Raw genomic sequence first — 14,573 nt, forward strand, 5'->3', positions numbered from 1 at the left:
TTTTACCAAGATAATAAAAAATTTATTCATAATGAAAGTTGCTGTTGTTGGTGCCACAGGATTAGTAGGCACGGTAATGTTAAAAGTTCTTGAAGAACGCAATTTTCCTGTTACAACCTTAATCCCTGTTGCTTCAGAAAAATCTGTGGGCAAGAAAATTTTATTTAAAGGAAAAGAATACTCTGTTGTTTCAGTGGCTGATGCTGTAAAGATGAAACCTGCTGTGGCAATCTTTTCAGCAGGGGCTTCAACTTCCCGTGATTGGGCTCCAAAGTTTGCTGAAAACGGAACAGTTGTTATCGACAACTCATCGTACTGGCGAATGCTTCCTGAAATACCATTGGTAGTACCTGAGGTTAATGCAGATATTTTAACTTCAAATCATAAAATCATTGCTAATCCAAACTGTTCAACAATACAACTTGTAGTAGCAATCAACCCATTACATAAACAATATAAAATAAAAAGATTAGTAGTTTCAACCTATCAATCTGTTACAGGTACTGGTGTAAAAGCGGTAAAGCAAATGTACGATGAGCGAAATGGTAAGAAAGCAGATATGGCCTACCCTCATCCTATAGATATGAATTGTTTTCCTCATGGCGGAAGTTTTCTTGAGAATGGATATACTACCGAGGAACAGAAATTAATTGATGAAACTCGAAAAATAATTGGCGATAATTCGATTATGGTTTCCCCTACAGTTGTTAGAATTCCTGTAGTTGGTGGTCACTCGGAATCGGTTAATCTAGAGTTTCAAAAAGATTACCAAATTCAGGATATCTTTAATATTCTGAAAAACTCTGCTGGTATTACTATTCAAGATACCCCTACTCAGAATATCTATCCAATGCCTAAATATGCGGAAGGGAAAGATGATGTTTTTGTTGGTCGAATTCGCAGGGATGACTCCCAGCCCAATAGTCTTAATCTTTGGGTTGTCTCCGATAATTTAAGGAAAGGTGCTGCTACCAATGCAATTCAGATTGCAGAATATTTACTTCAAAAGGGATGGATAAATTAAGTTCAAGATTCTTCCAAAAAAGAAAGGTGTTCGTTAAACACCTTTCTTTTATTTATAACCCAAAGTTATTGGGTATATGATAAATAATATCCGTAATTGGTAACGGACTAACCGTTATACTTACCGAACGAGGCAAACTAGTACCACAACCATTGGTTGCTGTAACACTTAAAGTACCGTTAGTTGCATTATTGTCATAATTAAGAGTTACTGAGTTACCAGTTCCAACAATAGTAGCACCGGTTCCACTATATGTCCAATTATAAGTAACACCAGGTTGTAAGCCCACCGTATAAATATTTCCACTAGACCCTTGACAAATTGGAGTTGGCGCAGAAATAAAACTTGATGGTCTTTGAGGTGCTACAGGAAAAGCTATAATAACATCATCAGCAGAGGTACAAGTTCCACTACTTATAGTCCATCTCAGGGTATAAGTATTACCAGAGATTCCATTAAAAACACTATTAAAGGCAGTTGGCGTAAGAATAACACCACCACTTCCACTTACTGTAGACCAAAGACCTGAATAAGGGTTTGGATTATTTCCTGCAAGAGTATATCCTGAGAAGCCGCATAGTGATTGATCTAAACCTGCATTAGATGTTGTTGGAACTGCATAGTCGGTTACTATGGTAGGATCAACTACGCCAGTATTTGCTCCGCTATTATAGGTAAACCCTGTTAATTTGTAAGTTCCGGGAGATGGTGTAGGTAATGTGTAAGGTAGTGATGTAATATTAACCGTAGGTTGCGCTGCGCCATTAAAAGTATAATCAAGTGTATAATCTAAATTAATTGGTGAGAATGAAGTAAATTTAACAGGGATACCTGCATTTCCGCAAACTGGACCAGAAGGATTTAGCGATGCTCTTGGTTTTGTGGATGAAATGCTTGCTGTAGTATAGTTGATGGGTGTTGTTGAAATATTTACATTATTAGTCGTTGCTACATCGCCATTATTATTATCCCCTGTTGCCGTAGAAACCTGTTCCACCCAATTACCTGCGTTATACTCAGCAACACGCATATCGGAAATACCACTTACCGTCATTAACGGGGTCAAATCGCTGAAAGGATCCCATCCAATTTTCACTTTTGCAGTATAAGCACCCGATGTGTTATTAACACTCCAATACTCCATCGTATTAGCTGCTTGAAGAGCACCACTCAATGAAGTCGCTGTTGGATTTGGGGTGAAGTACTCGGCTAACCAAAATAGACTAACAGCAGCTGTTGAGGTTAGGGTAAATGCATGTCCTTTCTGAGTTCCTTTACCAACAGGATAAAGAAAACTTGAGCCTGAAAATATGTATTTATACAAAGATCCATTCACAAATGAGGTTGAACTTCCACCAGATGGCGTAACAGTGGATGGGCCATTAAGATAAAGTCTATTTGTTGATGAAGTGTTAATAATTCCATTCGTTAATAATAAATTTCCACTTAATTGAATTACTCCATTATTTCCAATATTTAAACCAGAACTATTATTAATCTCTAAATTATTAAAACCATTTGCTCCATTAAAATCACCTAAAGCTGATCCCCCAAGAGTTTGCAAAGCTGAACCAGCAAAAGTAACAGTTGCATTTGCTCCAGAACCACAAAGGAAAGCACCCGTATTTAAACGTTCCATTGTTCCTAATATGGTTAACTTGCGTTTATTGGTATTATTGTCAAGAATTGGCCCGTCAATAACAAGCCTATTGCAAATTGTTAAATCCTTATTTGGTAATGTTCTTGTTCCAGAACCAGTAAAGAAAAGATATGGTACAGTATTGTATTGTGATGCTATAATCGTATAACTTCCAGAGCCTGCATATTCCAAAGTCCCCCCAATAGCACAATCAAGGAATGAAGTAAAATCACCTGCTGGTAAATTACCTCCCTCTAAATAAAGTTTACCATTCCCATCGATTGTTCCTAAATTATGTCCAAAAGTTGGATAAACCATCTTTAAAGTTCCATTTATTGTTGTGTGATAAGCAAAACAATAACTAGCATTTGCTGTTACAATATTTGCAACTACAACATTAAAACCATTTGGTCCACCTACTGGACATGGTGGTGATGCTCCAATTGGATCCCAAATTGTATTATCAGTCCAATCTCCATTTGCGTTTGAAATATATGAAGGAACATCATCAGGTAATGCGGCATTAATCCCAGCAGTATAGTCTCCAGTTATATCATTTGTTCCAGCCGGTATTGTATAATCTATATGATGATTTATTTCATCAACATTATCAGTTAAGGGGCCTGGCGTGGCTTTGCTCCAGTAAGTTCCCGGGGTCAACAATTTTGCAGCAACATAGTTGCTCTCCACTCCCTGTACATCTGAAGCAAGGTACTGTAATTGCAAACTACTAGCAAATCCAGATATTCCAGAACTTGCAATACCCCAGTAATACTTTAATACCTGAGTAGGGTCAACAACGGCTGGGTGGTTGCTATTAATCGGTTTAATATTAATATAGCCCACAGAACCATTGGCTGTTATGTTCAATAAAGCAGGAGTATATTTTCCTGTTACACCAATAGGATAAGTAAATGAAACGGGAATTGCAGTTGTGTTGAAAAATTTTCGAATCCCACTACTACTAGCAACTCCATCTGTTATTATCATTTTCGACTGACCGAATGGAGCACCACCAATATTCGTATTAAGTCCAAGAGTGAGTAAGTATTGATTTAAATCAAAAACACCTTGAGTTAAAACAAGATCATTTTGCAAAGAAATATCATTATTAATCCTAGCACCAAATCCATTATTTAGTTCTAATCGCCCAAATGCTCCTGTTCCTGTAATTTGCTGTAAAGATGTTCCTGCAAGGCTAACCCCTCCAATTGTATTATCATCAGTATAAGAACTGTTATTTACTATATTACCTTTTAGGGTTAATTTTTTATTACTGAGAGTTAGCGTACCACTATTTATTGATAAATTATTATTTACTGTAAAACTATTATTTATTGTTAAGGATGATACCGAAGAGACTGTCAAATCATAAAAATTAGTAACGGAACTTCCAATTATGGATTGAGCACCTCCATTAAAAGTTGTATTATTTGTTCCAAAGTTATAAGTACCATTATTGTTAAAGTCACCTTTAATAGTAACATTTCTACTATTCGAAGTGAAAATACTATTTGCATTTGTTAGTTTCAGTATACCATCAAGAACCAGAGGGCTAACCATTAATGATACCGTAGCATTACGTGCTGTAGCTGCAGTTTTCCCTGTAACCGTTAAATTGTTAAGAGTAAAGTTTGCATCAATGGAGTAATTTTGAACAACATCCACTACAGGGCCAACAGAAGGTAGCTGTGAGAATATTATTTCTCCACCAGTTACTGATGATGAACCAGGACGTAAGTATAGATCTCCATATGAAGCACCACCTCCTCCTCTTACAATTGTTAGTGTACTTGTTGCACCAGACATATTAAATACGCTTCCCGGGTTCAAAACCTCTAACTTTGCATTACTTGCTATTGCATTATTACCATTTATTACGACAATTCCTCCACTCTGTATATAACTTAAAATCCCTGCCGATGTTGAAGGACTCCTCCTAATTTGACCATTAACAACCAATGTACCTCCCTGTATCTCAATAGAAGATGCACCCCCTCCAGAATACTCAATATCGTTGTTATTATTTGTGGTGCCATTTGTTGGGCCAACATATACATTTCCTTGAATCAGCGTTAGTTTACCATTTAGAAATAGATCGTTCGTATTTGATGCAGCATTTCCAATAAGTATGTTTCTATTTCCTGTATTTGAATAATCAAGATATAATCCTGCAGTAGAGGGTATCGTAAATGCAGTACCCTGACTTATAGTGAAGTCGGCATTGGGATTGGTTCTCATGTATTGGAAAGTTCCGTTTTGTAAAAAGAGCCAGTTATCGGTTGGAGTTGTCAATGTTCCACCGATGTCTAAGGTAAGAGTAGTTACTTGGGACGTTCCTTTGTTTACAGTTAAACTTTGAAAAACAGTGACTGGATTATTAAGAGTGTTTGAAATTGATGTGGAATTGTTTCCGAAGAATGTAACGGGTAATAGAGTGAAGTTGCATTGACGTGAAGTTGTAGTTCCCCCAGCAATTGTACCAACGGTATTGTTAATCAAGTTTCCACCTATAGATAAATTTTGACTAGTTGCACCTGCCCAAACTTGGATTGCCGAGTTCGGTGCTACCTTAACATCACCATAAACAACAAAATTTTGGGTAATTGCAGCATTGCCATACCAAATGAGCGCTCCTCCTTGAATATCAAGATCTCCATTAACTGTAATCGTCTTAGCAATACGAACAGCAGGTGCTGTTGGATAGTTTACATTCCAAGTAGGACAAAACCAAGAGTCAGCATTTTGACCTCTTGTAATTAAATTTCCATAAATTGTTAGGTTATTATTCGGGAAAATAATATTAGAACCACCAAGTGGCGAAAGAATTAGATTTCCATAAGTTAGTATTCCGTTTGGCAACCAATAAGTGGTACCAGCTGCTGGATTTGTAGAGTAAAGTTCGGTTGTTCCTAGATTTATGTTAAAGTCCGTAAAATCTCCGAGAGGAAATGCAAACGTTGAGCCAGTAGTCTGAGATGCAGCCACCCTAAAAGTACCATTTCCAGAAGAACTTGAAAGAACCATTCCAAAATTACTGCTCGGGTTATATCTTGTGTCTAAAGTAGCACCAACTTCAATCTGAAGACTCGCACAGCTATGTGGGTCGGTATCCGGATTAACTAGATAATTAGCAGGTGTGTCAAAGCTAACTGTATGATTATTACCAATTATTACAATATCATTTGCACCTGGTACGCTACCAGCCTGAGCTCCTGTATGACTACTATTAAAAGTCCAAGTAGCTAAAGCACTCCAAAATCCACTTGCAAGGCTATAATAAATTTGGGGAGTACCAAAACAGGCATCTCCAGCAGTATAATCACCATCAAGAAATGCCATGCTATTGGTGGGCGCAGTCCAATCTGAAATTGTATTTGTACCCGTATTAATGTTTGCAACTACCCCGCTATTCCATGTGTATGTTGACCTGTTATAAACTGATGGTATATAATTACCCTCTGTACCCACCACATCAGACTGGTCATAAACAAAAGTGTGTATTACTGAATTAGCAGGGATTCCAGCAAAACCAGAGGATTTAATACGCCAAAAATAGGTTAAACTTTGACCATTAACTGTTGTAGATGGATGCTCATAACCAACAGGTATTATTGTTATTGAACCATATGTTGTTGGGGCACTGCTAAAGCCAATTGTTGCAGGAGTATACTTAACAGCTCTAACAGGTATTAAGGTTGGAGCACCTATCGGAAAAACAAAAGCGGTTGTTGATGAGTATACCTTAGTAACACCGCCATCACCCGAGTTTCCTGAAGTTTGAATGTATCTATTCAAAAAAGATCCGCTTCCACTAACTATAGAAGCAGAAGCATTTAATTTTAAATTATAAGTACATATGTTGAAAAGTTTGTCTCTTGAAAATGTTAATACCCCATTAATAGTTATATTATCAATCAAGGATATCGGTGAGGCAACAGCAGTATTATTATTTAACTCAATATTACTAAAAACACCATTACCATCAATAACCTGTGTAACAGTTCCAATCAAAGCGATTTTCCCTGTGCCATTCTGAACTCCTGAATTATAAACATCTTTCAAAACATTAATTGTATTGCCATTGTCATTTAACGTACCTAAAACTAATCTAAAATTATCATTAACATTTACAGTCGTTTGAGAACCCGCAAAGTTTAAAACTTCACCAGCAACCTTATTAATTGTAAGCTTATTTAAAGTAAGAGGAATTCCAGTATTTATGGTAAAAGTCTGAGTTCCCGAACCATTAAACATTGTTGTATTAGCACCTGTAGAATAAGTTGTACCACTCTGAAGAGTAAAATCACCGCCTATGTTTACATCCTGCCCATTTGCCTCCAGATCACCAACTTGAACTGTTAAGTTTTTTAATACTGTTAATGGGTAACCTGCATTTAATCGAGAAGTAGAAGAACCACTAGACCTATCAAGTAACAGATTACCAACAGGAGCATTAGATGAAATAAACCAAGCAGGAGCATCAGCCGTTACAGTTCCTGTTACAGATGCCAACTCCAATGTTCCACCAGTAACATTATAATTTGAAGCAGATGATAATACATCAAATACTCTACCAGCAACTGCAGTGGCATCATAAATCCTTATTGTTCCCGCTGACATTGCAAACACATTTGAAGCACTATTTACACTGAATGATCCTGCTGCAGCATCAATAGATCCTTCATTTGCTCTTGCAGTATTAAGTGGAGCATTCACTAAATCACTAACAGCAATATAAGAACTTGGAGTTCTTTGGAGTCTACCCCGCAGAGTAAACAAACCACCTGCTTGTGTGTATGAAATTAAACCACCAGCAGCTCCATCAAACTGCTTTGCATCCAGAGTACCGCCATTAACAAAAATTTGCCCCGAAGTTAAATTTGAGTATATCAAACCAGATGATTCACGAGTAGACAAATACCCATCGTTAACAATTAGTTTTCCTAAAACCTTCAACCCACTATATCCTCCTTGACCAACACCATTAACCAAACCACTACCACCTGCAACCCCGTATGAGACATTTATATCTCGATAATCATCAGCAGTAACTAAAACAACTACATTTTGTCCATCAATAGTTAAACAAGCATTTGCAGGAATTGTAAAATCACTAGTTGGCACACCAAGTCCCCCTGTAGTTCCCTCTGTTAGTGAAGGAATTACTACAAAACCTGTTAATATTAATGTACCTGTTCTAATCCATAAAGCTTTCCTTGAATCAGGGTTTATAACATAATTTTCATCAACACATACATTGGCACCAAATAATCTAAAATTGGTATATGCTGATGAATTAATTGTTAGTTCATAGGTTTGGTCTGTTCCTTTATCTATAACTAAATTATAAAAATCTGTTTGTCCGTTACAGGTTAAAGCGTTATCAGTAGCTCCAAAAAAATAGACAGTGGCAAAACCAGAGGTAGCACCAAGTACTGTAGGTGGAAATGCATTGAATAATGGGTAAGTTAAATTGGTAAACCTTACCGTTCCATTATTAGTAAAATCACCGTTAACTACAACTCTATGCGATTGTTGATCGTAATAATTCATAAATGGCGATGTCCCTCCTGCTATCCCAATAGGATTCGTAGTTGTATTTGTTACACCTGTTCCAACGCTAATAGCTGCTCCATTATCAACGGTAACATTTCCACTAATAATCAACCTGCGCCTTGTATTTGAATTATCATTTATTTGATAAGTACCATTCTGAATATAAAGATTACCATTTAAGGTTATATTATTAACTTGAATTACAGTTCCTACCGTGTTTATTGTTAGGTTATTATAAACAATTTGAGCAACAGGAAGGTTGATGGCTACATTGTACTCAACTGTTCCACCACCAGCATTAATAAACGTATTGGTTGTTACTGTTGGAAAATTAGCCGATGCAAGTTTTAAAGTACCCTGCCCCCTTAAAGCAGATAGAGGGTTAGAGAAACTTCGAGTATCAAGATTTAAATATCCGCCATCATTTATTGTTACATCTAAATTTGAGGTTGAAACATCCCCTGTCAATGTTACAGTTCTTCCTGAAAGAATTACAACTTTATCATTATTGCTTGGAAGGGTGCTCCCTATCTGCAATGTACCACTAGGGTCTGATGTCCAAGTAGAAGAAATATTCCAGTTGCCTGTTTGGTAAGAATAGTATGTTTTGTAGCCCATTGTCCACCAACCAGCAATGGTACTTGTACCAGTAATAGTAAATGAATTAGCACCAAAAGTTGGAGCTCCCGTTAATGGGGGATTTTGCCAAGATACACCTCCATCTGGAGAAAAAGAAATACTTGGCAATGCACCATTTAATTCTGCTGGATCATACTGGAACGTTGCTGTAGCATTTGTAATTGCTCCGCTTGGAATTGTTACAGCCCAGTATTTATTTATATAACTGGGATTAAGTGCCGTAGGAATTGCTCTAACTCTTATTGTTGGAGATGTAGTTGTTAACGCTGATATTGTAGCAGGCGAATAGTAACCACCAGCACCAATTGGGTATGATTGTGGTAATGTAGCACCCGCATTCCTTTCCAAATAGCCAGTACCACTGGTTGCTATCATATTGGTTGAACTAAAAGCACCCTGAATTGCATTAACAGCATTGTTATTTACAGTCAAGTTAAAATTAGAAAGATCAAGTACACCTGCAGTTAAATTAATTATACCAGTAGCACCTACAATTACATTTCCAATAAGTGTCTTTGTGCTACTCCCAGAAATAGTGATGTTATTATAGGTAAATGCGGGTATATTTTGCGTACCCGTTCCATTAAAATTAATAGTATTACCAGTGGTAACATAAGTTCCCATGGGTGTAAATAATCCTGAGATACCAATTGTTCCTCCATTTACTAGAGTTCTAGTACCTCCGCCACCGGCAGTTAAGTTGTAAAAATTGTAGGCTCCAATTGTTTGTGCTCCAGCCCCGCTATAACTTACAGTATTGTTATTGCTAGTAAAATCCTCTGTTCCAACTAATGTTGATATTGGATCGGCATTGGCTGTAAGATAAAGAACTGCCTGAAAAACTGGTGTTCCATTTGTGAAATTGCCGGCTCCTGATAAAGTACCTGCAATTGTAAGTCCATTTATATTGGCATTCGTGAGAGTTCTACCTGCCGTACCGCAAACTACATTGGTAATAGAAAATGACTGAGCACCAGATATGGTTTGATCATTTGTATCAAATGTATATGTAGATGTTGCAATAAAAGTGGTGGAGTTCACCGTAAGGCCTCCTCTAAATGTACAAGGTCGAGGAATATTCCACTGACCATTAAGGTTGACAGTTACAAGGCCGACGAATAAATTTGCACCGCCATTATTACCGTCAGTAAGTCTTCCGTTAGCATTAATCGTTGTAGTTCCATTTACGGTAAAATTATTTCCCCCAAAATCAACTGACATAGTATTCACTGCTGATGTTCCCATAATTGAAAAATTTCCCTGTACCAATAATGCACCAGCAGGAGTTGCTATTTCTGGGGAAGTAAGAGCACTACAGTTAAAATTAAGATCTCCAAATGTTTGATTCAAACCACCTGGAGGGTTAGCTGTTGTGCCAGTTATATTACATGTAGAGGCGGCATTCCATGTTGCAGTAACAATATTACCTGCATCACGATTATGATTATAAATAGCCCCCGAATTAAAGGTAAATGAGGGGTTTGCTGCTTTTGTTAAAACTCCATTTGCACCAACCTGAACGGTTCCAATAATAATAGCCTGACTATTAGCATTGTTATTTTGCGTAATTGTCATCGTTCTTGGCCCCGACTCACCTATGATAGTTAATGTTGATCCGCTTTCAACAACAAAATCTGCATTTGTAACAGATGCCCCTGTAATTGAATTATTTGCGTTATCACCAATTGTAATTGTTCTTGCAGCACCACTAGAAGTAAGAGTAACAGATTGACTATCTGTTATCCAGAATTTTTGAAGGTTGAAACTTGCCAAATTTATTAAAACACTAGGATCTCCCGAATTTGCATCAAATATTGCTAAAAAAGTGTTATTATTAGGAATACTTGCCCCAGATGCTCCGCCAGAACTAGCAGACCAGTTATTGGTACTATTCCAATTACCATCACCACCAGTTACCCAGTAACGATTCGTTTGTGAGTATGCAAGTTGGGTACATAAAAGTAAAACCCCTAAAACTATCCTCAATTTCATACGCTATCAAATAATCTACAGTACTAAACAATTATAGTCAAAGATATTCTAAAAAAAGATTAGTAACATCAATCGATTAGTAACGGATAAAGGAATTTTATTAATTAAAATAGTGCCATCATCCTACTAATCAAAATAAAACAAATTAAAAACCAATTTTGTTATTATACTGTATTTGTTACATATAGGTTTCCAATAATCCTTATCTTATACGTAAATAAACCGATTTCGGGCAATTAAAATAAAAAAATGTTTTTGATGAGTGATTTTTATTGTACTGATTTATAGCAACTTAAATAATTGGGCCTTATAAGTTAAATTTACATTTCTTTAATGAACAAATTTGATTAGATGCTGAAATTGTATGATGAATTAACCCTTGGTCGTTACTTATTCAATACCTCATTTCAGTTTAAACCTTATTCTTAGGTTCAAAAAAAGCCCTGAAAATCAGGGCTTTTTTTAGCTGAGAATTAGTAATTGGATTAATTTAATTCGCTAATCACAAAAGCAATGGGGAATGTATATCTAACTCTAACTGCTATTCCTTGCTGCTTCCCAGGGCTCCATTTTGGGGATGATTCTAATACCCGAATAGCCTCCTTGTCAATTAAAGGATCTACAGAACGAAGAACTTGAACATTTGAAACACCTCCATCTTTCTCAATAACGAATTGTAAATACACCTTTCCTTGTATTCCTGCTTCCTGAGGAGCCTGTGGATAACGAATATTTTGTGCTATCCATCTCCTAAACTCATTATCACCATCTGTACCAAAAAAAGGTTTTTCTGAAATAACCCCAATGTCAATGATAGAATTATTTTCAACTTCTGGTATTTCATTATTTATATCTCGTAAAGGAATTATATCGTTCACGTTTTCATTCTTTACATTAGCATTTACCTCATCACTTGTTAAAAATTTATCGCCTTCATCTGGAGATAATGTGTCAACAACTTCGGGCGCAGTATAAATCAACGGTTTAATACTAACCATAACGGGTTTTGGTTTTTCAATTTCCTGAACTGGTAGTTTAATATCAGGATCAAAGGCTATAGTTGTTGGGCCAATAAGAGTATCTTTAATAATTGGGGGTTCAGAATAAATCACATAAGGTGTAACAACTGTGGCACTAATAAAGACAGCACTCACAAGGATAGACCAAATTAGAGCGACATTGTATCTTTTACGGATTTGATAAGCTCCGTACTCCTTGTTCCGGTTTTCAAAAACCAATTCATCGAACGAAGGAACGTTTTCCATTTCATCTTTTGGTTTCATGGTGTTTGGTTTTAGACCTTCTGTTTATATATTATACGAAAAAAAGTGTTTTTTGGTATAAAATAGAACCAATATTTTAATCGCCAGCACCTTTTTTTTTCTATATTTGAACCCTCAAATTAACAATGTACTTTGTTGGTTTTATATTTGGGGGTATAGCTCAGTTGGCTAGAGCGCTTGCATGGCATGCAAGAGGTCAGGGGTTCGACTCCCCTTACCTCCACAAATAAGCGGGAGTAGCTCAGTTGGTAGAGCATCAGCTTCCCAAGCTGAGGGTCGCGGGTTCGAGTCCCGTTTCCCGCTCGCTGAAAATGAAAGCCTTACAGAAATGTGAGGCTTTCTATTTTTAGACTTACTAAAACTATACTAAAACAAACTACTCATCTTAGATACTAAAAGAGATTGTTACAAAAGATCATAAACTCAGCATTTCAAAGAACTTTGTCTCACTTAAATTAATCCCTTTTACTAATGGATACAATAAGTAGCCATATTCCATAAATGTTATTGATTTTTCTTCCACCGCCAGCTAAAGTTTCAAATACAAGATAAGTTAGGTAAGGTTTATGGGCTTATAGCTACCAAATAAACGCAAAAAACCTGTCCCAAAATAAAGTGGGTTTCAGTTTTATCTCTAACGCAGGTGCAATTTGTTATGAGGAGTCGGACGGCAACATTGTCGAATTCCGCCTCAAGCCCGTTGCTGATATCCGCTAGGCGTTCGATGAATTCACGCTACTTGTTGATATATGCAGGGTTTACGTTAGGGCGGTTCAGGTACGACTGGAGCGAACTGTTCGATTACCCGATATCCTCAGCCAACCAGACTAGGAAGACTTCTGTAAGGCGGAGCTATTCATTTTAAATACCCCTTTCGCTGTCTTGGCGCAACTGTGCAATAGTCTTACGCTCGCCTGACTCCAACCATGCCATTAGTGCTGAACGGCGGTAGTACACCTTTCCCGACATCTTCAAGAAGGGAATGCGCCTTCGGCTATTCATTGTATACAATGAGTGGACGGACAGATTAAGAAAATCGGCCGCCTCATGAATGGTCAGCAACTCTTTAGGAGGGTTAGCCTCGTTAGGCAGTAAAGGGGGTAGGTCGTTTCTTATCGACCTCTGCAAGTCAATGAACTCTCCAACAGTTAGAGAGTAGAGCGGTCTTTCGGATTTTGTCGTTTTCATGTAATTTTTGGTTTCACAAAGATTTGTAAAACCCCAAAGAGCTCTTATGGGTTTTCATGGGTTATTATAGGTTTTTATAGGTTTTCTTTTTTTAATTAGTTGATGTTTAGCGACATACACATTATTACAGGATAATTTAATATATGTCTGTATATCAATGATTTAAAAGAAAAATAGATTAAAATGAACCTCAATTTCAATACTCGGTTGTTTATTTTTTAATGTTTTCATAAAAATACAATTTTGGATTACGGGCAAATAAATATAGTTTGATGTGATCAAACAACGTCAATCGGAAATATTCCGCTCGCTAATTCCACTACTTTATCTAGCTCTACTTTCTGTTTTTCCAGCCCTTTTCCCAGCATTAGGAGATTGAGCTCTGGTTTTCAGCCGAAAACTGCAAGAAATACCCTGTCCTATTTGCCATTTACAGTAAGAGTACTTTTTCTTCGGTGGGTAACTTTTATGTAATAACCTTATTCCTATTTTTCGTTTTTTTCAGGTTTTTTGAGTGTCTCCGTAAGGTTTCTTTGTTAAATATTTGTAAAACAGTAGTAATAAATTGGTAATATTTAAGTAGTAACTATGGAACAACCCGTAAATAGCACTGAGTAATACCGCTATATCGGCTCATCTTTTATTCGGTTCTTACCCTTTTACGGATGCTCTCTTACTAGAAAATCAGCAATATCTTCCCCGGCGATTTTTTTATGAGAGCCATAATTTGATATTCCCAATATTGGGAACTCAGGCTATGATTTTCAGACGGAAAATCCACCACTTGTTTTAAAGCATAATCATTTCACAGGATTTTCACATTATAAAATCTCATAAACCGGAATTTTCTCAATAATTACACCGTTAGGGCCTGTTCGCTGCCCCATACGTACAGGCCACCAGCGATATTGATTGTTGTTTTCTCTGTAAACTACCGAGAAGGTTTTATTATAATCTAAAAACCCTGATTCAACATTTATAAAAGGACAGTAATTTTCAGTTTGTGGCTCTATAATAAATTGAATACAATATTTTGCATAAATCCTTTCTATTCTTAATTCTTGGAGCATCATCTTGTGATTTTGAATAACTCTTTAGTAACTTGGTTTAGAACAACACTTGAACAATTTTCGTAAATTCTTTAGTGTTTTCTAAATTCTTTTCAATTTCTGATATTTGTATATCAATTTCATCTTTGGTACTATTGGACTTTGGATTGTTAATCTCTGGAATATTATCCGTCCACAAA

Annotated in this window: 5 protein-coding genes and 2 tRNA genes; 3 read left to right on the top strand and 4 right to left on the bottom strand. The window is 36.6% G+C overall.

Annotated elements, in window-relative coordinates:
• The first annotated feature begins 31 nt into the window (after positions 1 to 31).
• Positions 32 to 1,024: an aspartate-semialdehyde dehydrogenase gene (locus HOO91_09205; protein ID NOU17723.1), complete on the top strand. Its 993-nt coding sequence runs from the start codon at positions 32 to 34 to the stop codon at positions 1,022 to 1,024.
• A 52-nt stretch (positions 1,025 to 1,076) separates the two neighbouring features.
• Here HOO91_09205 and HOO91_09210 read toward each other — a convergent pair whose 3' ends face one another.
• Positions 1,077 to 10,853: a hypothetical protein gene (locus HOO91_09210; GenBank protein ID NOU17724.1), complete on the bottom strand. Its 9,777-nt coding sequence runs from the start codon at positions 10,851 to 10,853 to the stop codon at positions 1,077 to 1,079.
• A 485-nt stretch (positions 10,854 to 11,338) separates the two neighbouring features.
• The gene (locus HOO91_09215) at positions 11,339 to 12,136 is read right to left on the bottom strand and encodes an energy transducer TonB (GenBank protein NOU17725.1); all 798 of its coding nucleotides are present in this window, start codon (positions 12,134 to 12,136) and stop codon (positions 11,339 to 11,341) included.
• A 149-nt stretch (positions 12,137 to 12,285) separates the two neighbouring features.
• Between HOO91_09215 and HOO91_09220 the strand changes: the two genes are divergently transcribed.
• Together HOO91_09220 and HOO91_09225 are read left to right on the top strand one after the other, a co-directional pair.
• Positions 12,286 to 12,359, top strand: a tRNA-Ala gene (locus HOO91_09220).
• A 7-nt stretch (positions 12,360 to 12,366) separates the two neighbouring features.
• Positions 12,367 to 12,439: transfer RNA gene (locus HOO91_09225), tRNA-Gly, on the top strand.
• A 558-nt stretch (positions 12,440 to 12,997) separates the two neighbouring features.
• Here the strand turns inward: HOO91_09225 and HOO91_09230 are convergent.
• A complete protein-coding gene (locus HOO91_09230; GenBank protein NOU17726.1) occupies positions 12,998 to 13,324 on the bottom strand; it encodes a helix-turn-helix domain-containing protein in 327 nt (108 codons plus the stop codon).
• An 821-nt stretch (positions 13,325 to 14,145) separates the two neighbouring features.
• Positions 14,146 to 14,394 (bottom strand): hypothetical protein, encoded by a 249-nt coding sequence (locus HOO91_09235; protein NOU17727.1) that lies wholly within the window; start codon positions 14,392 to 14,394, stop codon positions 14,146 to 14,148.
• Between the last annotated feature and the right edge of the window lie 179 nt (positions 14,395 to 14,573).

Source organism: Bacteroidales bacterium (genome assembly GCA_013141385.1).
In the GTDB taxonomy this organism is placed as follows: domain Bacteria; phylum Bacteroidota; class Bacteroidia; order Bacteroidales; family Tenuifilaceae; genus UBA8529.

Excerpts from the sequence above, each read along its gene's own strand:
- HOO91_09205 (NOU17723.1), top strand. The coding sequence starts at position 32 with ATGAAAGTTGCTGTTGTTGGTGCCACAGGATTAGTAGGCACGGTAATG.
- HOO91_09210 (NOU17724.1), bottom strand. The coding sequence starts at position 10,853 with ATGAAATTGAGGATAGTTTTAGGGGTTTTACTTTTATGTACCCAACTT.
- HOO91_09215 (NOU17725.1), bottom strand. The coding sequence starts at position 12,136 with ATGAAACCAAAAGATGAAATGGAAAACGTTCCTTCGTTCGATGAATTG.
- HOO91_09230 (NOU17726.1), bottom strand. The coding sequence starts at position 13,324 with ATGAAAACGACAAAATCCGAAAGACCGCTCTACTCTCTAACTGTTGGA.
- HOO91_09235 (NOU17727.1), bottom strand. The coding sequence starts at position 14,394 with ATGCTCCAAGAATTAAGAATAGAAAGGATTTATGCAAAATATTGTATT.